Origin of the sequence: Nocardia gipuzkoensis (assembly GCF_021183645.1) — a bacterium.
Lineage (GTDB): Bacteria > Actinomycetota > Actinomycetes > Mycobacteriales > Mycobacteriaceae > Nocardia > Nocardia abscessus.
The window spans coordinates 5,834,631-5,858,617 of sequence record NZ_CP089225.1 but is presented as its reverse complement, the minus strand read 5'-3'; the positions used below and the strand labels follow the sequence as shown (position 1 = coordinate 5,858,617).

Genomic DNA, 23,987 nt, shown 5'->3' with positions numbered 1-23,987 from the left:
GCCGCACGTTCGGCAGGGACTACAAGTGGGCCACATCCCCGCCCGAACCCGCCCCACCGCATCGTGACCAGATCTAAGGAATCGTAATTACGAGTCACATATCCGGGCCAGCACAGCCACAGGCAGATCGGCGGCGCCCGGGCTCCGGCACACCTCCCGGAACCGCCGCCGCGACCGACGACCACACCGGTGACACGCACGGCAATCGCTTGGCGAACAGAGCCACTTCCCGAATTCCGCCGACCGGGGATGCGGTGCGGAAGCCGAACTACTCGATCGAATTCGATCAGCGCGACTTTGCCGCAGACTCTTGACTCGTTCCAGAAAGCAGACGAGACTTCCGTGCGTGCCAACCGCTTCGGAGTTCCAGCAGATGCTGCGGGGAGTCTCGCTACGCGTGACTCGCCCCCGGGTCGCGGTGCTGAGCGCCGTGCACAAGCACCCGCACGCCGACACGGATTCGATCATCCGTGCCGTGCGATCCGATCTACCCGAGGTGTCCCATCAAACGGTGTACGACTCGTTGAACGCGCTCACCGCGGTAGGCCTGGTCCGGCGTATTCAGCCGTCCGGCTCCGTGGCCCGTTACGAAACGCGGGTCGGCGACAACCACCACCACGTCGTATGCCGCGCATGCGGAGTCATCGCCGATGTCGATTGCGTCGTCGGCGAGGCCCCGTGTTTGAGCGCGTCCGATGACAGCGGGTTCTCGATCGATGAGGCCGAGGTCATCTACTGGGGCATGTGTCCCGACTGTGCGAAGTCACAGGCTTCCCGATCACAGCCGTGATCCCAGCCCACATCACTCATTCAGGAAGGAATGCCGTGTCATCCGATAGCCGCCCACCCAATCCTGACACCGAAACTCAGAGCGCAAGCGAGAGTGAGAATCCGGCGATCCCGTCCCCCACTGCGAAGACGGACCATCGTCCGCGCAGCAACAAGGACTGGTGGCCGGAGCAGATCGATGTCTCGGTGCTGCACGCCCATTCGTCCAAGTCCAACCCGCTGGGCGAGGACTTCGACTACCCCGAAGAGTTCAAGAAGCTCGACGTCGATGCCCTCAAGGCGGACGTCGCGGCAGTCCTGACCAATTCGCAGGACTGGTGGCCCGCCGACTACGGCCACTACGGCGGCCTGTTCATCCGGCTGAGCTGGCACGCGGCGGGCACCTACCGCATCGCCGACGGCCGCGGCGGCGGCGGCCAGGGCGCCCAGCGCTTCGCGCCGCTGAACAGCTGGCCGGACAACGCCAATCTGGACAAGGCTCGCAGGCTGCTGTGGCCGGTCAAGCAGAAGTACGGCAACAAGATCTCCTGGGCCGACCTGCTCGTCTTCGCTGGCAACGTGGCCTTGGAGTCGATGGGCTTCCAGACCTTCGGCTTCGGCTTCGGCCGTCCGGATATCTGGGAGCCGGAAGAAGTCTTCTGGGGTCCGGAGGACACCTGGCTCGGCGACGAGCGCTACAGCGGTGACCGGCAACTGGCGGGTCCGCTCGGCGCCGTCCAGATGGGCCTGATCTACGTGAATCCGGAAGGCCCCAACGGTCAGCCGGATCCGGTCGCCGCGGCGCGGGACATCCGCGAGACGTTCGGCCGCATGGCGATGAACGATGAGGAGACGGCCGCGCTGATCGTCGGCGGCCACAGCTTCGGCAAGACCCACGGTGCGGGCGACGCCGGCCTGGTCGGCGCCGAACCGGAAGCCGCCCCGATCGAGCAGCAGGGCCTGGGCTGGAAGAGCGCCTACGGCACGGGCAAGGGCAAGGACGCCATCACCAGCGGCCTGGAGGTCGTCTGGACCGCCACCCCGACCAAGTGGGGCAACGGCTTCCTGCAGAACCTGTACGGCTACGAGTGGGAGCTGACCAAGAGTCCCGCGGGGGCATGGCAGTGGAAGCCGAAGGACGGCGCGGGCGAAGGCGCCATCCCGGATCCGTTCGGTGGGCCCGCGCGTACCCCGACCATGCTGACCACGGACTTGGCGCTGCGGGAAGACCCGATCTACGGCGAGATCACCCGCCGCTGGCTGGATCACCCCGAGGAGCTGTCCGAGGCGTTCGCCAAGGCGTGGTACAAGCTGCTGCACCGCGACATGGGACCGATCAGCCGCTACCTCGGCCCGTGGGTTCCCGAGCCGCAGCTGTGGCAGGATCCCGTTCCCGCGGTCGACCACGAGTTGATCGACGAGCAGGACATCGCGGCACTGAAGAGCAAGGTCCTCGAGTCCGGCCTGTCGGTCGCGCAGCTGGTCAAGACCGCCTGGTCGTCGGCGGCCAGCTTCCGCAGCACCGACAAGCGCGGCGGCGCCAACGGCGCCCGGATCCGGCTGGAGCCGCAGCGGAACTGGGAAGTCAACGAGCCGGACGAGCTGGCAAAGGTACTGCCGGTGCTCGAGCAGATCCAGCAGGACTTCAACAGCTCGGCCTCCGGAGGCAAGAAGGTCTCGCTCGCCGACCTCATCATCCTGGCCGGGTCCGCGGCGATCGAGAAGGCGGCCGAGGACGCGGGGCACGCGGTCACGGTGCCCTTCACGCCCGGACGGACGGACGCCACCCAGGAGAACACCGATGTGGAGTCGTTCGCGGTGCTCGAACCGCGGGCCGACGGATTCCGTAACTATGTGCGGACCGGCGAGAAGGCGCCGCTGGAGCGCCTGCTGCTCGACCGGGCGTACATGCTCGACGTGACCGCTCCGGAGTTGACGGTGCTCGTCGGCGGCCTGCGTGCCTTGGGCGCCAACTACGGCGGCACCGACCACGGTGTGTTCACCGACCGGCCGGGCGTGTTGACGAACGACTTCTTCGTCAACCTCCTCGACCAGAACACCGAGTGGAAGGCGTCGGAGTCGGCGGAGAACGTCTACGAAGGTTTCGACCGGTCCTCCGGCCAGGCCAAGTGGACCGCCACCGCCAACGACCTCGTCTTCGGGTCGCACTCGGTGCTGCGCGCGCTGGCCGAGGTGTACGCCCAGGACGATGCCGGGGCGAAGTTCGTCGACGACTTCGTCGCCGCGTGGGTCAAGGTGGTCGACAACGACCGGTTCGATCTCGCCTGAGCTGTATCCGCGAGTTCCAGGCCGGCCCTTCGGGGCCGGCCTGGCTTCGTTTCACCTCTCGATCAGCCGGTGCCCTCGCGCCACCCGGCGAAGGGCGGCACCGCGTAACCGCGCGTACGGTTCGACGTGGTCGACGCGCGCACCATTGTGTACGCTCGCGTCCGCTCTCGGAGAGCAGGCGAAATTCTCTCGCTCTCGCGCCGAATCGCGGTTCGGCGAGGTCCCCCATATCCACGCATCCCGGGGTCCCATCGAACCGTCACGATTCGGCCGATCCCAGTATCGATTGCCGGGGAAAGCCCGGCGAGCCCGATAATCGAGGGGCCTGCCCCTGCCCATCCACGTCGGCGTCGAGTTCGCATCATGCTCGGTACGCCCGGCGACCAGGTCGCGCGAGGAATCATGCGCGTCACGGTCCGAACAGTGAGATCTGGCCGGTTCGGCGGAGGTCCGTGCTGGTGTCGACCAGCGTGTCGCAGGCAGCGCCGTGGTCGTCAGCACCAACTTTCCTGCTCCCGTGATTGCGTTCTGGCGAATTACCGCTAATAGACTTGACGAGCGGCAGACCGAGATGTCATTATTATTACGGGAAGACACAAGAAATCAGGTGTCTATTTTTTCATGCCCTCGACATTGATCGAGTTTGGGTGTAATTTGGGACGTCGCGCCGGGCCGCGCGCTGTCCAACTCTCGAAATACGAATCGACTGGAGAAAGTGGCGCTTCCTGCGCGTCACTGTCGACCCGTCGTTGTCGAGTCCTGTTCGGGCAGCGTCCAGCACGGTGTGCCATCGATACCCCACAGGAAAAGTAGACACCGTGACGACCGCGCGAACGCGTGGGCGGCGCGAGGTGCTGGAAGGACGCATCTTGGCAGTCTCGAGTCAAACCGAGGTCAATGCAGGAAGTCCCGTCGATACCGGAGTTCCCGGGGCGCCGAAACGGGTCTCGTTCGCCAAACTCCGTGAGCCCCTGGATGTTCCAGGGTTGTTGGAGATCCAGACCGAGTCGTTCGAATGGCTGATCGGCGCACCTGCGTGGCGCGAACGGGCAGCCGCCCGCGGCGAGTCGCTCGCGGGTGGTCTGGACGAGGTGCTCGCTGAACTCAGCCCCATCGAGGACTTCACCGCGACGATGTCGTTGACGCTCTCCGACCCTCGTTTCGAGGAAATCAAAGCCTCGATCGATGAGTGCAAAGACAAGGACATGACGTACGCGGCTCCGCTGTTCGTCACGGCGGAGTTCATCAACAACAACACCGGTGAGATCAAGAGCCAGACGGTCTTCATGGGTGATTTCCCGATGATGACCGACAAGGGCACGTTCATCATCAACGGCACCGAACGCGTGGTCGTCTCGCAGCTGGTCCGTTCGCCGGGTGTCTACTTCGACGAGTCCGTCGACAAGGCCACCGAGAAGACGCTGCACAGCGTGCGCGTCATCCCGTCGCGCGGCGCGTGGCTGGAGTTCGACATCGACAAGCGCGACACCGTCGGCGTTCGCATCGACCGCAAGCGCCGCCAACCCGTGACGGTCCTGCTCAAGGCGCTCGGCTGGAGCAGTGCGCAGATCACCGAGCGGTTCGGCTTCTCCGAGGTCATGATGACGTCCCTGGAGAAGGACACCACCGCGGGAACCGATGAGGCGCTGCTCGATATCCATCGCAAGCTGCGCCCGGGTGAACCGCCGACGAAAGAGACCGCGCAGACCCTGCTGGAGAATCTGTTCTTCAAGGAGAAGCGCTACGACCTGGCGCGCGTCGGCCGGTACAAAGTCAACAAGAAACTCGGCATCCACACCGACGAGGTCATCGGCTCACCGGCGCTCACCGAGGAAGACATCGTCACGATCATCGAATACCTGCTCCGTCTGCACGCGGGCGAGAAGACCATGACCGCCCCCGGTGGCGTCGAGGTCCCGGTGGAAGTGGACGACATCGACCACTTCGGCAACCGTCGCCTGCGCACCGTCGGCGAGCTGATCCAGAACCAGATGCGGGTCGGTCTGTCCCGGATGGAGCGCGTGGTCCGCGAGCGGATGACCACTCAGGACGTCGAGGCGATCACGCCGCAGACCCTGATGAACATCCGGCCGGTCGTCGCGGGGATCAAGGAGTTCTTCGGGACCTCGCAGATGTCGGTGTTCCTGGATGAACGCAACCCGCTCGCCAGTCTCACCCAGAAACGTCGTCTCTCCGCGCTGGGCCCGGGTGGTCTGACCAGGGAACGCGCCGGTCTGGAAGTGCGCGATGTGCACTACAGCCATTACGGCCGGATGTGCCCGATCGAGACCCCGGAAGGCCCGAACATCGGCCTGATCGGTTATCTGTCGGTATATGCGCGGGTGAATCCGTTCGGATTCATCGAGACGCCGTACCGGAAAGTGGTCGACGGCCGGGTGACCGACGAGGTCGAGTACCTGTCCGCCGATCAGGAAGACCTGCACGTCGTGGCGCAGGCGAATGAGCCGCTCGATGCCGAGGGGCGCTTCATCGGCGCGCGAATCGCGGTGCGTCGCAAGAATTCCGAGGTCGAGCTCGTCACGGCCGACGAGGTCGACTACATGGACGTCTCGCCGCGTCAGATGGTGTCGGTGGCGACCGCGATGATCCCGTTCCTCGAGCACGACGACGCCAACCGCGCCCTGATGGGTGCGAACATGCAGAAGCAGGCCGTGCCGCTGATCCGCTCGGAGGCCCCGCTGGTCGGCACCGGCATGGAGTCGCGCGCCGCGATCGATGCCGGGGATGTGGTGGTGAACGAACAGGCCGGTGTGGTCGAAGAAGTTTCCGCCGACTACCTGACCGTCATGCACGACGACGGCACCCGCCGCAGCTACCGGATGCGGAAGTTCAACCGGTCGAATCAGGGCACGTGTTCGAATCAGCGTCCGATTGTGGACGAGGGTCAGCGGGTGGAGCGTGGTCAGGTTCTGGCTGATGGGCCGTGCACCGAGAACGGTGAGATGGCCCTGGGTAAGAACCTGTTGGTGGCGATCATGCCGTGGGAGGGTCACAACTACGAGGACGCGATCATCCTGTCGCAGCGGTTGGTGGAGCAGGATGTGTTGACCTCGATCCATATCGAGGAGCACGAGATCGATGCTCGCGACACCAAGCTGGGTGCTGAGGAGATCACGCGGGATATCCCGAACGTTTCCGATGAGGTTTTGGCCGATCTGGACGAGCGGGGCATCGTGCGGATCGGTGCGGAGGTGCGGGATGGGGACATCCTGGTCGGTAAGGTCACGCCGAAGGGTGAGACCGAGCTGACCCCGGAGGAGCGGTTGCTGCGGGCGATCTTCGGTGAGAAGGCCCGCGAGGTGCGCGATACGTCGTTGAAGGTGCCGCACGGTGAGTCGGGCAAGGTGATCGGTATCCGGGTGTTCTCCCGGGAGGACGACGATGACCTGCCGCCGGGGGTGAACGAGCTGGTGCGGGTGTATGTGGCGCAGAAACGCAAGATCCAGGACGGTGACAAGCTGGCCGGTCGCCACGGGAACAAGGGTGTGATCGGCAAGATCCTCGCGACCGAGGACATGCCGTTCCTGCCCGATGGCACGCCGGTGGACATCATTTTGAACACGCACGGTGTGCCGCGTCGTATGAACATCGGTCAGATCCTGGAAACCCATTTGGGGTGGATCGGTAAGGCCGGGTGGCGGGTCGATGTCGCTGCCGATGGCTCCCGCCCGGACTGGGCGGCGGCGCTGCCGGAGGAGATGCTGGGCGCGCCGGCGGATTCGAATATCGCCACGCCGGTGTTCGACGGTGCGCGGGAGGAGGAGCTGACCGGTTTGCTGGCCTCGACGCTGCCCAACCGTGACGGGGAGCGGATGGTCGATGACGACGGTAAGGCGGTGCTGTTCGACGGGCGTTCCGGTGAGCCGTTCCCGTATCCGGTCGCGGTCGGTTACATGTACATCCTGAAGCTGCATCACCTGGTCGACGACAAGATCCATGCCCGTTCGACCGGTCCGTACTCGATGATCACCCAGCAGCCGCTGGGTGGTAAGGCGCAGTTCGGTGGTCAGCGCTTCGGTGAGATGGAGTGCTGGGCCATGCAGGCCTACGGCGCGGCGTACACGCTGCAGGAGTTGTTGACCATCAAGTCCGACGACGTGGTCGGTCGGGTGAAGGTCTACGAAGCGATCGTCAAGGGCGAGAACATCCCGGAACCGGGCATCCCGGAATCGTTCAAAGTCCTGCTCAAAGAACTCCAGTCACTGTGCCTCAACGTCGAAGTGCTCTCCGCCGGCTCCGCCATCGAATTGCACCAGAGCGATGACGATCTCGATCGCACCGCGGCCAACCTGGGCATCACGTTGTCCCGCAACGAATCCGCAGTGGTGGACGACCTGCCGGGCTGATCGGGCTGCCGAGCGCTGATCAGCGCGCCGCGCACGCGACGGTGACGATAGTCCGTGCGTGGCGCGCTGGTCTCGATCAGCGAGCCGTCCGTGCCCAGCCCGCAGGTATGCCGACCGACCCGGTGTTCGACGTCCAGCGCCATCGCACGCCCACGCGCCGAGGTCGAGCGATTCTGGCGCGATCCGGCGAACCTGTCCGAGGTCCTGGGCGATGTCGCCGAGGTCCGTTCGAGCGGGCCGTCCAGCTACGAGTGGACGTTCCCTTCGGGCGCCGATGGACGCACGACCTGGACGACCACGCTGCATGAGGAGGACGGGCGCTTCCGGTTCGTCGGCTCAACGGACGACGACACCTCTGCCGCGCCGGGCCTGGAACTCGAGCTCGGCTTCGCGGACGCGCCGCGCGACCTCGGTACCGAAGTGACGATGCGGGCGCGGACTCCGCTACCGGACCTGCTGACCGGCGCGGCGACCTTCACCGCCCTCTACCGGGCCCGAGCCCGGCTGCAGACCGGCGAGATACCCACCCTGGCCCACAACCCGAGCGCTCGCTCTTCCGCTCGGTGAACAGCAGGAGACATGCATGCGCTCTGCTGGAACGGCGTCGACGACCTCGCCGTGGAGACCGTCCCCGACCCGATCCTGGTCAATCCGCACGATGTCATCGTGCAGGTCCGCCTGACCACTACCTGCGGGTCCGACCTGCATTTCATCGACGGGTATCTGCCGGGAATGCGGGAAGGCGACGTCTTCGGACACGAGTTCATGGGTGAGGTGGTCGAAATCGGAGCCGAGGTCACCTCGACCGAGGTGGGCGACCGCGTGGTCGTCCCGTCTTTCATCGGGTGCGCGTCGTGCTGGTACTGCGACCGCGAATTGTATTCCCTGTGCGACACCACCAATCCGAACAGCGCGCTGCAACAACCTCTTTTCGGCTACCCGACCGGTGGCATCTACGGCTACACCCACCCCTTCGGCGGCTATCAGGGATCGCACGCGCAATATATTCGTGTCCCCTTCGGCGACGTCAACTGCTTTCGGATACCGGAAGGCATCACCGACGAACAGGCCCTGTTCGTCTCCGATGCCGTCCCGACCGGGCTGATGGGCGCCGAATTCTGCGACATCCACCCCGGTGACACCGTCGCGGTGTGGGGCAGCGGCGGCGTCGGATTGATGGCGGGGCATTCCGCCCGGCTTCTCGGCGCCGACCGGGTCATCGTCATCGACCGTTTTCCCGAGCGATTGGCCATGGCAAGCGAGCAGTTCGGCGCCGAGACCATCGACTACACCGCCGTCGACAGCGTCCAGGAGGCCCTGCGTGAGAGCACCGGCGGCCGCGGCCCGGATGCCTGCATCGACGCTGTCGGCATCGAAGGGCATGGCACCGGACTGCAGCAGCTCTACGATCGCGCCAAACAGCTGCTCCGGCTCGAATCCGACCGAGCGACACCGCTGCGGGAAGCAATTCTCGCGTGCCGGAAAGGTGGCGTCGTCGCAGTGCTCGGTATCTACGGGTTGACCGACAAGTTCCCCATGGTCGTCGTGACCAACAAAGGCCTCACTATTCGCACCGCCCAGCAATATGGTCAGCGGTACGTGCCCCGGATGTTCGATTACATCCAGCAAGGCGACCTCGACCCCTCCTACCTGATCACCCACGACATGCCGCTCGAGGACGCGGTGTACGGCTACGACATCTTCAAGAACAAAGAAGAAGGCTGCGTCCGCTCGGTCTTCCGGCCCTGACGGGGGTTCCCGCTTCACCCGGTCGCCGACCGGTAGCGCGGCGTGGCGGATGCGCTGCTCGGCCCCCGTCCGCTGGACGCCGGTGAATAGGTCGAATGCGCTCGCGCAATGACCTTGCGCATCCCGTAGCTGTTGATGATGGGTATCCCGAAGTGGTGTTCGAACTCGGTGCGCAGTTCGGTTCCGGCCGGCGCCGCGCAGCAGATGGCGAAGCGCACCGACGAAGTGTCGGTCCGTATCTGGCGAGGCAGCTCGGACAGCGCCGCGTACAGGCTCGGTAACGCCGAATAGTAGGTGGGCCGGATTCGCTCGATCCGGTCCAAGAACGACTGCGCGCTGACCGGGCCCGCCACAGTGGCGCAACCCCCGGCTGCCAACGGTGACAAGGCGCCCAACAAGATGCTGCACAACTTCCGCATCGGCAGCGTCGACAAACTGTGATCGGCATCGGTGAGCGCGAATACTTTGATCGCCAGCCCGCACATTGCCTCGAGGTTCCGGTGGTCGAACATCGCTGGATTGCCGTCGCCGTAGCTGATCAGCGCAGGCGCTTCCCCGCTGGGCCGCACCGCTTCGATAGTGTCTTGTTCCGCCGCCGTGGGCGCCGCGGTGGGCGTGATCACCCGGACCGTCGCGGCGATCGCCGCAGGGCCCGCGACGCCGATCAGGACCTTGGAATCGGAATCGGCGATCTGATGGCTCGCTTCCGTGTGAGTCGCCATCGGATCGATCAGTGCGGGTGTGGCGCCCAGACGCCAGGTCGCGAACAGCGATACCACCAGGTCGACGGAGCCGGGCAGCATGATCGCGACGACGTCGCCGGTGGCGACACCCATGCCGTTCAGGGACGCCGCGACGCGCCGCACAGCGGCCAGAAACCCACTGTTGTCCAGTTCGATGCTGTCGTCGGCAAGGGCGGGTGCGTTCGGGGCCGCTACGGCGCGACAGTCCGGGAGAATCGAAAGCGTCATACGGTCTCCTCGGCAAGAGCGTAGGGAGCAACGGCGTAGGGCTCAACGACCACGGTAGGAATCGCGGCGCGCCTCGGCACCGTCGTGCCGCGCTCAAATTCGCCGCGTGCTTTGTCGCCGGAAGACAATATCGTCCTCGCGGTCGCGGCGATGTCATTACGATCAGGTGGTGACGAGTTCTCGTCGCAACGGCGATATCGAGGTCGACCGTTATGTCGCGACGATCGCCGCCCGCATGAACGAGCGGGTGACGGAGATCAGCGCGACTGTCTGCCGCGCACTTGAGGACGAGGTACCGGAGCTGCCCGCGGATGTCCACACCGTCGAACTGCTCGGCGCCAGCGTGCAAGGCAATATCGACACCTTGCTGCACGCACTGCGCCACGATTTCCCGGCGACGCGCCTCTACCTGCCTTCGGCGGCGATCGCGTACGCGAGACGCTTGGCGCAGCGCGGCGTCCCGCTCAATGTCCTGGTTCGCGCTTATCACCTCGGCCAGCGGCGAGTAACCGAACTGGTCTTCGCCGAACTGCGGGCGACAGAGCGGATGCCGGTGGACCCCTTCCTTGTCGGTCAGGTGATGACCACGAGGATGTTCCGTTATCTCGACCGAATCATCCAGCAGGTCGTCGCCGTCTACGAAGGCGAGCGCGAGCAATGGCTGGAAACCCGCAACAGTGTCCGCGCGCTCCGTGTGCGCGAATTACTGGCGGGCAAAACCGTCGATATCGATGGCACTACCGAGCTGATCCGCTATCCAGTGCTTTGGCACCACCTGGCGCTCATCGTCTGGTACCCCGATACCGGTGCCGGCGATGACGAATTGGCCCAGCTGCAACAGTTCGTCCGTGCGGCGGCCGAGACCGGGGGAGCCGGCGCGAGCCCGCTGTTCGTCGCCGACGATCAGCTGAGCGGCTGGGCCTGGCTGCCGTACCGATCGGCGCAACCCGATGCCGTCGCCGCCGTCCGTGGTTTCGCTGCCGCGCAGCGTAGCGCCCCGCGGGTCGCGATCGGCACGATGGCTCCCGGAGTGCCCGGGTTCCGCCGGTCTCACCGCTCGGCCCAAGACGCGCGCTCGGTCGCCCTGGCGCGGGGAGACGCCGAACAGTGCGTCATCGCGGCCGAAGATCCCGGATTGGCGGTGGCGGCCCTGCTCGGCAGGAGCATCGCGGAAGTCCGGGAATGGGTGGGCGAGGTGCTCGGTGCCCTGTCCACCGACAACGACAACGACGCACGGCTGCGCGAGACGCTTCAGGTATTCCTGCGAAGCGGATCGAGCTACAAAGCAGCCGCCGCGGAACTCGATCTCCACGCCAACTCCGTCAAGTACCGCGTCGGACGAGCGGTCTCGCGACGCGGCAGGCCCATCGCCGAAGACCGACTCGACATCGAACTGGCCCTGCTCGTCTGTCATTGGTACGGCGCGCCGGTCCTGCGCCCGGAAACGTCGTGACCAGCCGTTGACGAAACCCGGCTCGACGACAGCAGCCGGGCCCGCGGGCCTTGACGCGCTGGTGGAGGATGGGAGGATGCGGACTCGCTTCCACGAGAACCTCGATCAACTCGCTGATCGGTTACAAGCGATGTGCCTGCGTAACCACGACGCCATCGCCACCGCCACGAGCGCTCTGCTGGGCGCCGATCTGGAGTTGTCCGAACGAGCGATCGATATCTGCCACGAGATCGACGCCATGCGCGAGGACTGTGAGCACACGGCGGTGAGCCTGCTGGCCTTGGAGGCGCCGGTCGCCGGTGAGCTACGGCGGGTGGTCGCCGCCATCCAGCTCGTCGGCGATCTGGTCCGCATGGCCGCGCTGGCAGAGCACATCGCCAACGTCGCGCGCCGCCGCCATCCGCAGCACGCGGTGCCGGAAACGGTGCGCCCGATCGTGGCCGGCATGGGTGCGGCCGCCACCGACATGGCCACCAGCGCCGCCGAGGTGCTGGTCTCGGGCGACCCCCACGATGCCGCCCAGCTCGACGGCCAGGACGACACCATGGACCACCTGCATCAGCAACTCCTGGCGGCGATACTCGCCGACGACTGGACCGGCGGAACCGCCGCCGCGGTCGACCTCGCCCTGGTCGGTCGCTACTACGAGCGATTCGCCGACCACGCCGTCGAAGTCGGCCGGCGCACCATCTTCATGGCAACCGGTCACTCTCCCGACCACTGACCGTAGGTCGGCCCGGCCGTGGACGAGGGTGGATGACCGAATACCGCCGCGTACCGACGACCGGGGTGGCCGATCGCCGGTACCTGTCGCGTCAGATGGGTGACATGACGGCCCGGCGGAAGTGCCGGGCGACGATCGGGCCGGTCGATGTTCCGGCTCCACGTCCGAGCGACGAGCTGGAACACCGTGTCAGTGGTCGTGACAGGGACGTGACAGGTGGGTGTCAGGGCGGGTGCCGATGGTGGTCGCATGAGAAATTCAGCGATCACGGTTTCCGGGCTGCGGAAAGCGTACGGGGACAAGATCGTGCTCGACGGCATCGATCTGGATGTTCGTGCGGGCACGGTCTTTTCCCTGCTCGGCCCGAACGGGGCGGGTAAGACGACGACGGTGAACGTGCTCACCACATTGGCGAAGGCAGACGGCGGGTCGGTACACGTGGCCGGCCATGACGTCGCGACCGAGGCGAAGGCGGTGCGTGCGGCGATCGGGGTCACCGGTCAGTTCGCGGCGGTGGACGAGCTGCTGACGGGGCAGGAGAACCTGCAGCTGATGGTGGATCTGAACGGGGTACCGTCCGGCGACGGCAAGCGGACCGTCACAGAGCTGCTGGAACGCTTCGATCTGCTGGAGTCGGCGCAGCGGCCCGCGTCGACCTATTCCGGCGGCATGCGCCGGAAGCTCGACCTGGCGATGACGCTCGTCGGCAACCCGCGGATCATCTTCCTGGACGAGCCGACGACCGGACTGGACCCGCGCAGCCGTCGCACGATGTGGACGATCATCCGCGATCTGGTGGCCGACGGGGTGACCATCTTCCTCACCACCCAGTACCTCGAGGAAGCCGATCAGCTCGCCGATCGCATCGCGGTACTCCACCAGGGCCGCCTGGTCGCCCAGGGCACCCCCGACGACCTCAAACGCCAGGTCCCCGGGACGCACGTGCGGCTGCGCTTCACCACCGTCGCCCAACTCGGCGCGGCTGCTCGGCTCTTCACCGACTCCACACAGGACGACGAGGCACTGACCCTGAAGGTGCCCAGCGATGGCGGGACGAAATCGCTTCGCGCGCTGCTGGACCGGCTCGACGAGTACGCACTCGCCGCCGAAGAGTTCTCCGTGCACACACCCGACCTCGACGACGTTTTCCTCGCCCTGACGGGCCACACCACGGAGGCTGCGAAATGAGCACCAGATCCCACTCGATGGTGATGTTGCGCCGCAACTTCAAGCACATCGCCCGGAACCCGACCTCGGTGTTCAACGCGGTCCTGATGCCGATCATCATCATGCTGATGTTCGTGTACATGTTCGGCGACGCTTTCGACGTCGGTGTCGACTACATCGACTACGCGACACCGGGTCTGATCCTGCTGGCCGTCTGTTACGGGCTGGGTGCCACCGCGACATCGGTGAACTCCGACATGACGACGGGCATCATCAACCGGTTCAAGGTCATGGACGTCTCCCGTGGTGCGGTGCTGACCGGTCATGTGATCGCCACCGTGCTGACCAATCTGGTCGCCATCGCGGCCCTCATCGGGGTGGCCTTCCTGCTGGGATTCAGTCCGGCGGCGAGTTTCCTCGAGTGGCTGGGCGTGGCCGGCATCGTCGTGCTGCTCGGTTTCGCGGCCGCCTGGCTCACGGTCGCCTTGGGATTGGCGGCGAAGTCTCCGGAAACGGCGGGTCTGGCGTCGGTGCCGCTGGTCATGCTGCCGTTCTTCAGCAGCGCGATCGTCCCGGCGGAGAAGATGGGGCCGGGCCTGCGGCAGTTCGCGGAATACCAGCCCTTCACGCCGATCATCGAAACGATGCGCGGATTGCTCAACGGCGCACCGTCCTCCGGCGACGCGATCGCCGCCGTCGCCTGGTGCGCCGGGATCGCTCTCGTCGGGTATCTGTGGGCGGGTTCCACGTTCAAGAAGCGAGCGTGACCGCGACCAGCTGACTCCAGCTCGTCTGTGACCCTTCCCGAGCCGCCTCGGCGAACCCCGCGTCGCCGAGGCGGTTTCGCGTTGCCTGCTCGATCCGGCCCACATCCGGCTGGGAACGATCCGGCAGACCGCGCAGGCCGGCGCTCGCCGCGAGCAGCCGCGCCGCTTGCTCGTACTGCCGGTCACGCAGCGCCAGGTCCGCGATCCCGACGAGCATCTGGGCGATCAGGGGTGCATGCCCCGCCTCGAAGGCCGCCTCGAAGGCCGCGATGCGGTGTTCGCGGGCCACATCGAGATTCTCGGCGAGGTAGCCGAGCTGGTCTCGGATCGCCGCGCGGACGTTCGCCCGCTCGGCGTCTTCGCCCAGGATGGCTTTCGCGACGTCGAGTTGCCGGTGTGCCTGCTCGGCGTCGCCGCGCCAGCGCGCGAGCTCCGCCTTCGTCAGCGCCAGCTCGGCCAGTGCGTTCGGCCAGGCGACGCGCAGCGCGCACCGTTGCGCCTCGGCCATCGCGGCCTCGCTCGACTCCGCATCGCCCGCCAGCCAGTACAACTGGGCCTGCCGCGACCGCATCGGCACGACGTCCTCGATGGCACCGACCTCGGTGACGACCGCGATCGCCTGTTCGTAATGCTCGCAGGCACCGGCGAACTCGCCGCGCATGGCGATTCGGTTCGCCAGCTCGATCTGGGCGAACGACATTCCCCACCGTTCGCCGAGCGCGCGAAACTCGATGAGCGCCGTCTCGAGGTAGGTGTCCGCCTCCCGGCCGTCGTGACCGAGCTGAATCCGCGTCTTGCCGAGATGCAGCAAAGCCAGTGCGCGTACCCAAGGATCGTCGTCGTCCAGCAGTGATTCCCACGCGGGCAACAACGCGTCCGGGCCGTGCAGCAGGCGTTCCAGTGGGGCGATGAACCTCAGCACCGGGTGACGCTTCGGAACATCCCGGCTGATGTCGTAAGCCTTGTGGATCCACTCCTGCGCCTGGTACTCGTCACCCTGCCGTCCGGAGGTCACGAACTGTACGACGAACGCGTACACCATGGCCCGGATCTCGTCGGCTACCTCGCCCGGCAGGGTAGCGGCCGCCATGATCAGCTCGTTGCCCTCGGCCTTGTGACCACCGAGCCACCAGTACCAGCCGGCGGCCGCGGCCAGGCGCATCGCCGCGTCTGCCTCGCGGGCCGCGAGCGCACCGCGCATCGCGGCAGCGATGTTGTCGTGCTCGGCCTCGAGCGTGGCCAGCCATTCCAGTTGCTCCGCGCGGCGAAGATGCGGGTCCGCGGTTTCGGCGAGTGCGGTGAAATGCGCGAGATGCGCCCGGCGCGCCGGATCCGATTCACCCGCCTCCGCGAGACGCTGCTCGGCGTACTCCTTGATCGTGCCGAGCATCCGGTAGCGCGGCGCCCGATCACCCTCGGTGACCACCAGCGATTTCTCACTGAGCGCGGTCAGCAACTCGAGCACCTGATCCGTCTCGACCGCATCGCCCGCGCAGACCCGCTCGGCCGCTTCCAGGCTCGCCCCGCCCGAGAACACCGAGAGCCTGCGCAGGACCGTCCGTTCGGCGTCGGTCAGCAATTCCCAGCTCCAGTCGACCACCGCGCGCAGGGTCCGGTGCCGCGGCAGCGCGGTTCGGCTGCCGCCGGTCAGCAGGCGGAATCGATCGTCGAGACGGTGGGCGAGCTGATCGAGGGACATGGTGCGCAACCTGGCCGCGGCCAGTTCGATCGCCAGCGGCATACCGTCCAGCGCCCGGCAGACGCGCGCCATCGTCGCCAACGCGTGGGCGTCGACCACGAGATCCTTGCGCACCGCGCCCGCCCGGTCGCGCAGCAGCTGGATTGCCGGTGAGGACTCGATCTCACCGGGGGCGGCGTCCCCCTTCGGCAAGGCCAGCGGCACAACCGGCCACAGTGCCTCGCCGGTGATGCCGAGGGGTTCCCGGCTCGTCGCGAGGATCCGCAGCCGTCGGCATTCTCCGAGCACTCGATGGGCGAAGGTCGCCGCGGACTCGATCACGTGCTCGCAGTTGTCCAGAATCAGCAACATGGCGCGCTCGCGGATCGCGGCGACGACCCGATCCGTCGGCTCCGCGTCCGGCGCCTCGCCGAGCAGCGCGTCGCGCAGTTTGAGCGCGGCGAGCGTCGCTTGCGCGACGTCACCGTCGGCGCCGATGGCCGCGAGTTCCACCATCCAGACTCCGTCCGGCAGGTCGCCGAGCAACGTGCGCGCGGTTTCCGTGGCCAGTCTGGTCTTTCCCGAGCCGCCCGGGCCGATCAGGGTGGTGAGCCGATGTTCGGCGTTGAGTTCGCCGACCGCGGCGATATCGGCGTCCTTGCCGACGAAGCTGGTCAGCTCGGCACGCAAGTTGGTCTTCCGGTTCTCCTCCCGCCGTCCCAGCTCGCCGCGCAGCAGCGCGAGGTGCAACGCGGACAGCTCCGCTGACGGGTCGACGCCCAGTTCGTCGGCCAGGGTTTCTCTCGTGCGCTCGTACACGAGCATCGCCTCGGTGTCGCGACCGGTCGCGACGAGGGCTCGCATCAGCGCGGCGACAAGCCGTTCCCGCACCGGATGCGCGGCCACCAGGTCGGTCAGTTCCGTCACCAGCTCCGCACCGTGGCCGAGGCTGATCTCGGCATCGAACCGGTCCTCCATGGCGGTCAGGCGTAGCCCCTCCAGCCGGGTGACCGCCGCGTCGAACGCCGCACTGTCCTGCAGGCCGATGTCCTGCATGGCCGCGCCGCGCCACAATGCGAGGGCCTCGCGCAGCAGCCGTACCCCCCGTGGATCCTCGTCGTTGCGAGCGCGGGCGACGAGGCGTTCGAACCGAACGGCGTCGACAGCGTCGGGTTCCACCTTCAACCGGTAGCCGTCCGCCTGCCCCTCGACCACCCCTTCCGGCAGGGCCTTCCGCAGCCGGGAAACCAAGCGTTGCAGAGCATTCGCCGCATCGGAGGGCGGTTGTTCACCCCAGATCCAGTCGATGAGAGTCCCCTTCGGGACCGCGTGACCCGGTTCGAGCGCGAGGGCGGCCAACAGCCCGCGCAACCGCGCGCCCGGCACCTCGGCGAAAACGCCGTCGTCCGCGCGGAGCTCGAATGGTCCAAGAATCCCGATCTGCACCCGGCTGATCTTGCCATGAGCCATGAGCGGGTTTTCGGCTGCTGACGGGGCACGGAAGTCGCCGAGGCGCCACGCAGGGCCTGCCATGACTGCGCCGTGATCGGTGTCAGAGCCGTGTCAGTCGTGTGTCAGGACTGTCGGCGACTGTGGTCGAAACAACCGCCACGAAAGGCAATTCGATGACTCGAACGGTTCCCATTCCGCACGGTCTCCCCATGGAACGCGACGCGGGCCCCTTCGACCCGCCCCGCGAAATCACCCGGCTGCGCGAAGCTCGCCCGGTCAGTCCGATGACCTTCCCCGATGGTCACGAGGGCTGGCTCGTCACCGGTTACGACGCGGTGCGTCGGCTCATGGCCGACACCCGGTTCAGCTCCCGCCAGGACATCGGCGTCCTCCACGTGCCGTACGAGACCCCCGGCATGCCCGCCGCCACCGAACCATCGCCGCAGATCCCGGGCCTGTTCATCGCCATGGACCCGCCGGACCACACCCGGCTGCGGCGCATGCTCACCGGCGCCTTCACCGTCAGACGCATGAGGATGCTCGAAGAGCACATCATCGAGATCACCGAGCGGCAACTGGACGAGATGGCGCGCCTGGCCCCGCCGGTCGACCTGGTCAAGGAGTTCGCGCTGCCGGTGCCCTCGCTGGTGATCTGCGAACTGCTCGGTGTCCCCTACGCGGACCGGGAGACCTTCCAGATCAACTCCGCCAAGTTCTTGGTCAAGGACCAGCCGCTCGAGGAGAAGATGGCCGCGTACGGCGCGATGACGACGTATCTGGCCGAACTGGTCACGCGCAAGCGCGCCGAACCCGGCGACGACATACTGTCCGACCTGGCCCGCCATGACGACCTCACCATCGAGGAGCTGACCGGCGTGGCCTTCCTGCTGCTGCTCGCGGGCCACGAGACCACCGCGAACATGCTGGCGCTGGGCACCTTCGCGCTCCTGGAGCACCCCGAGCAGCTGGCCGAACTGCGCGCCGACCCGGATCTGCTGCCGGATGCCGTCGAGGAACTCATGCGCTACCTGTCGGTTGCCGATATCTTCTATCGCTACGCCACGGAGGACATCGAACTCGGCGGCGAAACGATCGGCAAGGGATCGACCGTCGTGGTCTCACTGCTGGCCGCCAACCACGACCCCCAGCGCTTCGACAACCCCGACACCCTGGACATCCACCGCAAGGCCCGCGGTCACCTGTCCTTCGGCCATGGCATCCATCAATGCCTCGGCCAGCAGCTGGCCCGCATCGAGATGCGCGCCGGTTTCGCCGGACTGCTGCGTCGCTTCCCGGCCCTCGAGCTCGCCATCCCCGCCGCTGCGGTGAAGCTCAGGACCGACATGAATATCTACGGCGTCCACGAACTGCCGGTGACCTGGACCGATACGGCCCGGTAAGACCGTCTGCCGAGCGCGTCACCCGCGAGGGAACGCACCTGCAGGGCCTGTCTTGTGGATCGCCCCGGTGAGCGGCGAAGCCCCGACACATTTCCTCGGGACATGCCCTATCCGTTGCTCATGAAAGGAGAGAACGAAGTGCGAATCTCTGCGGATCGGGAGCGCTGTATCGGCGCGGGCATGTGCGCCCTTCTCGCGCCGGAGGTCTTCGATCAGGACGAGAACGACGGCAGGGTGCGGTTGCTCGACCCAGGACCGCAGCGCGGTCATTCGGCAGTGCGGGAGGCCTTGGCTGCGTGCCCGTCCGGGGCACTCGACATCGATGAGTCCCGGGACTAGAGGTCGCGGGGCACGCCGTCGTAATTGTGTTGGCTCGGTGTGCCCGGGTTGTTACGGTGTCGGCGTGAGTTCTCCGGAGGCGTCCAGACGGTAGCCGCCCGGCCTGTGCGCCGGGCGGCGTTGTGAGCGTGGTTCCCGCTGCTCGCCGAGCGGCTGGTGATGCTCGATATCTCGCAACGCCGGACGATGTCGATTTCTTGCTGTCGGGTGGTGGATCACCCGATTCCGCAACCATCTCGGGCGCCGTGATGTGACCGTGGCGCCCTGTCTCCGGGAAGTTGTCTTCTTATGCCCGTTGTGGTGTTCGTGCTGGCTGTTGCTGTTTTCGCACAGGGCACGTCCGAATTCATGGTGTCGGGATTGCTGGAGCAGATCGCGGCCGATTTCGGACTCTCGCTCGGTACTGCTGGATTGCTGACCTCGCTATTCGCGGTCGGCATGGTGTTCGGTGCGCCGGTGCTGGCGGTGGCGGCGGGCCGGTTGCCGGTCAGGGATTCGGTCACGGCGTTCTTGGCGTTGTTCTGTGCCGCTCATGTCATCGGCGCTGTCGCCACCGAATTCGCGCTCTTGCTGGTGACTCGGGTCGTCGCGGCGCTCGCCAACGCCGGGTTCTTGGCGATCGCGCTGGCCGCGCTGCCACGGTTGGTCGGCTCGGCCGCGATCGGACGCGCGACCTCCGTGGTGGTGTCCGGGGTTACGGTGGCCTGCATCGCCGGTGTTCCCGCAGGCACACTGCTGGGGCAGCTCTGGGGATGGCGTTCCGCGTTCTGGGCTGTGGCCGTCATCAGCGTCGCTGCGCTCATACCGGTGTGGGTGCTTGTCGGCCGCGACGTGAGCGAGGGTGATCGGCCCGGCGCGCAGCAACTGTCGATACGAAGCGAATGGGCTGTAGTGGGCCTGCGACCGGTCCTGGCCGCCGTTGTGGCCGGGATCCTCGTCAATGCCGCGACATTCGCCGGGTTCACCTACCTCGGCACGATCACTGCCGGTGTTCCAGGGGCGGGCACCCGGTGGGTTCCGATGGCGCTGGCCCTGTTCGGTGTCGGCTCATTCGCCGGGTCGATGCTCACCGGCCGCTACAGCGACCGTCACCGCCGGCGGATCATCACCGCCGGAACGGTGGTACTCGTCGGAGTGTGGTTGCTCGCTGCTCTGACCACGCACTCGCTGATCGGGGTGCTGCTCATGGCGGCGGTGACGGGTGCGGTCGCGTTCGGCGTCGGGTCGACGCTGATCGCGACGGTCGTGCAGACCGCCACGTCAACGGCACCACGTATCGCCGGCGCTGTGGCGACTACCGCCTTCAATATCGGTGCCGTGCTAGGTCCCGGCGTCGCCGGTCTCGTCGTGGACCGCACCGGTCACCCGGCCACGGCGCTGTTGTGCAGCACCGCCTTCACGACCGCTGCGGTGGGTGTCGTGCTGGTAGGGCATCGTCAGCGCACCACGAGCCGGGTCGAGCAGGTGCGCGCGCCCGACCTGGCATAGCGGAGCAGGTCGGCGCCACCCGAATCACACCGGGACACCGCCATAGGTCCGCCGGTATCTCGCTTGGAGGAACGACAGGACCCCGAAGGCCATCAGGCCCAGCGATACCACGATGAGCAGCCAAGGGCCCAAGGCGCTGTCGGCGAAATCGTGCAGTACGGCGTCGACCCCCTTGGCATTCGCCGGCTCGTAGTCGGCGGCCGCAACCACTGTGGCGAGTCCGATGCCCACCACGATCACGCCCCGCGCCAGATAACCGAACCGGCCCAACCAGATCACGCTCTCGCGCGATGCCTGGGTCATCCAGCCCATCCGCAGGTCATCGACGAAGGCGAGACGAAGTCCGCGCAGAGTGATCAGTACGCCCAGGGCGAGAATGACCAGGCCGATCAGGAGCACCACCACCTGTCCCCCGTCCCAACCGAGTATGCGGGCGGTCACGTCGCGTGCGACGGCGTCGCTGGGCTGCGGCGACCGGCCGTCGACGACGAACCGGAGGACCACGAAGAACGCCACGGCGTAGAAGAGCCCGAGAGCCGAGGCGCGCAGCCGAAGTCCGTTCGGACTTCCCGCGGGCACGGTAGCGGCCTGCGCCAGCCGCCAAGCCGCCAGGGCGGCGAATCCGAGGGCCAGGATCCACAGCAGTAGATAGCCCAGCGGCTTACCGGCGAGTGCGGCGAGCGCCCCGCCCGCGTTCGGCTCGTGCTGCGCGGTGCCGACAGCCAGCATGAACGCGAGAATGCCGATCACGATGTAGGCGATCCCGCGTGCGATGAAGCCGAATCGCGCTGCGCCCGCCAGCCCTCCGGACCCCGCGGACCTGCGCGGCACCCGGCTGTCGCGCCGACGCCACCGGCCGCGCCACCGACTGCCGTAACCGCCGCGCCACCGGCGGCGTCCCATTCCGCCGGTACGGCGCCGTCGATACCTAGGAGCACTTCGAAACAAGCTCATGATTCTCACCTCTCATGAACCCGTATTGCCCAGTTCGGCTGGAATAACCGCGACGAGGTCGTCAATGGGCCTGCTCCGACTTCACCCGGCCTGCACCGCGCTCGCGCGAATCCGGCTGCCGCGTCCACGAATCCGCGCCGCCGCAGTGATCGTGGCTCGACCTCGATGTTTGCGTCGGCGGCGCACCTGGCGGTCGGTAAGATGAGCGTCGCTCATTTTGAATGATCAGCAGGAGGGCGTGATGCCGCCGAAGACTGTCGGTCAGCGCCGTCGTCCGACGCAGGAGCGTGCGAAGGCGACCAGGGAGCACATCCTGGATACGGCGGCGCGGTTGTTCGGGGAGCGCGGTATCGCCGATACCTCGACCAACCGGATCGCGGTGGAGGCCGGGGTCAGCATAGGCACGGTCTACCGGTACTTCGCTGATCGCGCCGTCCTGGTCGAGGAGTTGCTCGAGCGGTTGCTCGAGACCATCGAGCGGCGCTTCACCCAGCAGGTTTTCCATTTGTCGGAGAAGTCCGTCCAGCAGATCGTCATCGACATCCTGCAGGTGATCACCGCGGAACTGGTCGCGAACGCGCAGTTGGTCCGTGCGCTGGTCGGCGGGGTGCAGTTCTACAGCAGTGGTATCCCGGAGTTCGAGCCGCGGCTGCGCCTGCTGGTCAAGGTGATGTTGATCCAGATCCTCGGCCCGGGTGACGATCACGAGTACGACGTGATGACGTTCGTCATGATCAATACCGGCTTCGCGGCGGTCCTGCGCGCGTCGGCTCTGGATGTGGACAGCCGCGCCCGCGCGGAGGCGATCGATATGACCGGACGGATGATCGGCGCCTGGATCGAGGCCGAAGCCAAGGCCACCGCCGTCTGAGAGATGCTCGAAAAGTGAGCACCTCCCCAGGTTTCGGCGGCGAATCACTCCTTCACTCCGACTGCGCATGTCCTGTTTCTCCTTTTCAGGAGCATATTTCGAAGTCATCCGCCACCTGCCGAAAGCGGAGTAGTAGTTGATCGTGAGCTCGGATTACCGTTGATGACGGAGTGCACAACCGGTAACGCCGAGGCGCCGCGTAGTTGCTCCACCCCGGAAGGGTTGAGCTGGGACGTGGCCGCGGCTGCGCGGTGACGAGGAGGTCACAGGTGATGATCGAAGGTATCGCTCATCCTGCTGTCGATCCGAAAGGGCAGCCGATCATCCGGCCTCTGCCCGATGTGCACCGGCTGGCGCGCGAGGTGGTCACGCACGTCATCGATTCGGCGGTGCCCTGCCGGACGCTGCCGAATGGCGCGGTCGGTGCCGACGTCACCGAGGTGGTGCGGGCGTGCCTGCAGTGGGCGATCCAGCGATTGGACGGGCAGGCCGTGCCGGACCGCATCGACTGTTTGCCGGCCGCGGCCGCGGGCTGGGCCCGTGAGGGGATCCCGATCGACACCGTCCTGCACGCAGTTCACGCCGGATTCAAGTTCGGGCTGGACCTGCTCTTCGGCGACCGAGGACCCCGGCATCGCGTCGACATTGCCACCGGCGCCGCCACGGTAGTGGAGCTGTCGAATCTGCTGACCGGGACCGTCGGCAAAACCTACGTCCGCGAATACAAGGCCATCGCCGCCGAACATCACACCGCGGTGCACACCCTGACCTCGGCACTGCTGGGCGGGCACGCGACATCCGCGATGGCCCGCGAATGCGGAATACCTATAGCCGACGAATATTTCGTGCTCGCGCTCGCCGTGCCCGCGCATCCCGACGAAAGCCGTCCCGGCCTCGACAGCCAGGTCGTCGCGCGGCGCAAGCTCCGCCGCCTCCAGGCCGCCCTCGCGGTGCTGTTCGGTGATCGAACGCTGTCACTGCTGTCGGTTGACGGGGGAACCATCCTCATTCCCCGCACACGTCCCACTGCCCCCGGCCTCGACGAGGTCGTCCAGACACTGTCCGCCGCAGCGCAAGTGCCGGTCACCGCCACCGTCGTGTCGGCAGGCCCCGATGAGGTCTCCACCGCCGCTGTTCAAGCCCACGAACTGCTGGACACCGTGCAACAGCTGGGGCGCGGACCAGGGCTGTACCGATTCGCCGAGCTGGCGCTGCACTATCAACTCACCCGCCCGGGAGCCGGGCGAGACCGGCTCCGCACACACCTGGCCCCGCTGATGGACCACCCGGAGCTGTTGGAGACACTGCGAACCCATCTCGACACGGGCATGCACCGCCTGCGCACGGCTCGGCGACTGCATGTCCATCCGAACACCGTCGATTACCGGCTGCGGCGAATCGCGCAGCTCACCAGCCTCGACCCCGCCGACGGCAGAGGAGTCTGGTACCTGCGCTCCGCGCTCATCGCCGCATCCGCTCACAGCGACCCGAGCGAGATACCGGCCGGCACCCGCCGCCCGGCCTGAGTAGCGGTGGCCGAGGACCCGGCA

General features: G+C 66.7%; 17 protein-coding genes. 14 read left to right on the top strand and 3 right to left on the bottom strand.

Features of this window, described 5'->3' with window-relative positions:
• Nucleotides 1-373 precede the first annotated feature (373 nt).
• From LTT66_RS26780 to LTT66_RS26760, 5 genes are all read left to right on the top strand, one after another.
• The gene (locus tag LTT66_RS26780) at nt 374-790 is read left to right on the top strand and encodes a Fur family transcriptional regulator (protein ID WP_220136140.1); all 417 of its coding nucleotides are present in this window, start codon (nt 374-376) and stop codon (nt 788-790) included.
• Nucleotides 791-825: 35 nt separating this feature from the next.
• Nucleotides 826-3,057 (top strand): catalase/peroxidase HPI, encoded by a 2,232-nt coding sequence (gene katG / locus LTT66_RS26775; RefSeq protein ID WP_233061186.1) that lies wholly within the window; start codon nt 826-828, stop codon nt 3,055-3,057.
• An 851-nt stretch (nt 3,058-3,908) separates the two neighbouring features.
• On the top strand, nt 3,909-7,424 hold the full coding sequence (gene rpoB, locus LTT66_RS26770; RefSeq protein ID WP_233069410.1) for a DNA-directed RNA polymerase subunit beta: 3,516 nt from the start codon (nt 3,909-3,911) through the stop codon (nt 7,422-7,424).
• Between the two features lie 54 nt (nt 7,425-7,478).
• Entirely contained in the window at nt 7,479-7,991 is a 513-nt protein-coding gene (locus LTT66_RS26765) for an SRPBCC family protein (protein ID WP_233061184.1), read from the top strand.
• 12 nt (nt 7,992-8,003) lie between these two features.
• Nucleotides 8,004-9,173: a zinc-dependent alcohol dehydrogenase gene (locus tag LTT66_RS26760; protein WP_233061182.1), complete on the top strand. Its 1,170-nt coding sequence runs from the start codon at nt 8,004-8,006 to the stop codon at nt 9,171-9,173.
• Between the two features lie 14 nt (nt 9,174-9,187).
• Here the strand turns inward: LTT66_RS26760 and LTT66_RS26755 are convergent, their stop codons facing one another.
• The gene (locus tag LTT66_RS26755) at nt 9,188-10,144 is read right to left on the bottom strand and encodes a class I adenylate-forming enzyme family protein (RefSeq protein WP_233061181.1); all 957 of its coding nucleotides are present in this window, start codon (nt 10,142-10,144) and stop codon (nt 9,188-9,190) included.
• A gap of 169 nt (nt 10,145-10,313) precedes the next feature.
• Between LTT66_RS26755 and LTT66_RS26750 the strand changes: the two genes are divergently transcribed.
• The 4 genes from LTT66_RS26750 (at nt 10,314) to LTT66_RS26735 (ending at nt 14,255) form a co-directional block, all read left to right on the top strand.
• Complete coding sequence (locus LTT66_RS26750) at nt 10,314-11,597, top strand: PucR family transcriptional regulator (protein ID WP_233061179.1); 1,284 nt, start codon at nt 10,314-10,316, stop codon at nt 11,595-11,597.
• A gap of 76 nt (nt 11,598-11,673) precedes the next feature.
• Nucleotides 11,674-12,321 (top strand): phosphate signaling complex protein PhoU, encoded by a 648-nt coding sequence (gene phoU, locus LTT66_RS26745; protein WP_233061177.1) that lies wholly within the window; start codon nt 11,674-11,676, stop codon nt 12,319-12,321.
• Nucleotides 12,322-12,570: 249 nt separating this feature from the next.
• The gene (locus LTT66_RS26740; RefSeq protein ID WP_233061175.1) at nt 12,571-13,509 is read left to right on the top strand and encodes an ATP-binding cassette domain-containing protein; all 939 of its coding nucleotides are present in this window, start codon (nt 12,571-12,573) and stop codon (nt 13,507-13,509) included.
• Nucleotides 13,506-14,255, top strand: coding sequence for an ABC transporter permease (locus tag LTT66_RS26735; RefSeq protein WP_233061173.1), 750 nt, complete (start codon nt 13,506-13,508; stop codon nt 14,253-14,255). The genes LTT66_RS26740 and LTT66_RS26735 overlap by 4 nt, the downstream gene beginning before the upstream one ends.
• On the opposite strand, the gene LTT66_RS26730 is transcribed toward LTT66_RS26735, so the two are convergent.
• Nucleotides 14,239-17,403, bottom strand: a complete 3,165-nt coding sequence (locus tag LTT66_RS26730) for a BTAD domain-containing putative transcriptional regulator (protein ID WP_233061171.1) — start codon at nt 17,401-17,403, stop codon at nt 14,239-14,241. The genes LTT66_RS26735 and LTT66_RS26730 overlap by 17 nt on opposite strands.
• 155 nt (nt 17,404-17,558) lie before the next feature.
• Here LTT66_RS26730 and LTT66_RS26725 point away from each other — a divergent pair, with 155 nt between their 5' ends.
• From LTT66_RS26725 to LTT66_RS26715, 3 genes are all read left to right on the top strand, one after another.
• Nucleotides 17,559-18,785, top strand: coding sequence for a cytochrome P450 (locus tag LTT66_RS26725; protein WP_233061169.1), 1,227 nt, complete (start codon nt 17,559-17,561; stop codon nt 18,783-18,785).
• Between the two features lie 138 nt (nt 18,786-18,923).
• On the top strand, nt 18,924-19,124 hold the full coding sequence (locus LTT66_RS26720) for a ferredoxin (RefSeq protein WP_233061167.1): 201 nt from the start codon (nt 18,924-18,926) through the stop codon (nt 19,122-19,124).
• Between the two features lie 288 nt (nt 19,125-19,412).
• Nucleotides 19,413-20,612, top strand: coding sequence for a Cmx/CmrA family chloramphenicol efflux MFS transporter (locus LTT66_RS26715; protein ID WP_233061166.1), 1,200 nt, complete (start codon nt 19,413-19,415; stop codon nt 20,610-20,612).
• 24 nt (nt 20,613-20,636) lie between these two features.
• Here LTT66_RS26715 and LTT66_RS26710 read toward each other — a convergent pair whose 3' ends face one another.
• Nucleotides 20,637-21,566 (bottom strand): DUF1206 domain-containing protein, encoded by a 930-nt coding sequence (locus LTT66_RS26710; protein ID WP_233061164.1) that lies wholly within the window; start codon nt 21,564-21,566, stop codon nt 20,637-20,639.
• Between the two features lie 241 nt (nt 21,567-21,807).
• Between LTT66_RS26710 and LTT66_RS26705 the strand changes: the two genes are divergently transcribed.
• The gene (locus LTT66_RS26705) at nt 21,808-22,437 is read left to right on the top strand and encodes a TetR family transcriptional regulator (protein WP_195105086.1); all 630 of its coding nucleotides are present in this window, start codon (nt 21,808-21,810) and stop codon (nt 22,435-22,437) included.
• A gap of 272 nt (nt 22,438-22,709) precedes the next feature.
• Nucleotides 22,710-23,963, top strand: coding sequence for a PucR family transcriptional regulator (locus tag LTT66_RS26700; protein ID WP_233061162.1), 1,254 nt, complete (start codon nt 22,710-22,712; stop codon nt 23,961-23,963).
• Nucleotides 23,964-23,987: the final 24 nt, after the last annotated feature.

What these genes read in the sequence shown, in the direction of transcription:
- LTT66_RS26780 (WP_220136140.1), top strand. Translation starts at nt 374, where the DNA reads ATGCTGCGGGGAGTCTCGCTACGCGTGACTCGCCCCCGGGTCGCGGTG.
- LTT66_RS26760 (WP_233061182.1), top strand. Translation starts at nt 8,004, where the DNA reads ATGCATGCGCTCTGCTGGAACGGCGTCGACGACCTCGCCGTGGAGACC.
- LTT66_RS26755 (WP_233061181.1), bottom strand. Translation starts at nt 10,144, where the DNA reads ATGACGCTTTCGATTCTCCCGGACTGTCGCGCCGTAGCGGCCCCGAAC.
- phoU (WP_233061177.1), top strand. Translation starts at nt 11,674, where the DNA reads ATGCGGACTCGCTTCCACGAGAACCTCGATCAACTCGCTGATCGGTTA.
- LTT66_RS26740 (WP_233061175.1), top strand. Translation starts at nt 12,571, where the DNA reads ATGAGAAATTCAGCGATCACGGTTTCCGGGCTGCGGAAAGCGTACGGG.
- LTT66_RS26735 (WP_233061173.1), top strand. Translation starts at nt 13,506, where the DNA reads ATGAGCACCAGATCCCACTCGATGGTGATGTTGCGCCGCAACTTCAAG.
- LTT66_RS26730 (WP_233061171.1), bottom strand. Translation starts at nt 17,403, where the DNA reads ATGGCTCATGGCAAGATCAGCCGGGTGCAGATCGGGATTCTTGGACCA.
- LTT66_RS26725 (WP_233061169.1), top strand. Translation starts at nt 17,559, where the DNA reads ATGACTCGAACGGTTCCCATTCCGCACGGTCTCCCCATGGAACGCGAC.
- LTT66_RS26715 (WP_233061166.1), top strand. Translation starts at nt 19,413, where the DNA reads ATGCCCGTTGTGGTGTTCGTGCTGGCTGTTGCTGTTTTCGCACAGGGC.
- LTT66_RS26710 (WP_233061164.1), bottom strand. Translation starts at nt 21,566, where the DNA reads ATGAGCTTGTTTCGAAGTGCTCCTAGGTATCGACGGCGCCGTACCGGC.
- LTT66_RS26705 (WP_195105086.1), top strand. Translation starts at nt 21,808, where the DNA reads ATGCCGCCGAAGACTGTCGGTCAGCGCCGTCGTCCGACGCAGGAGCGT.
- LTT66_RS26700 (WP_233061162.1), top strand. Translation starts at nt 22,710, where the DNA reads ATGATCGAAGGTATCGCTCATCCTGCTGTCGATCCGAAAGGGCAGCCG.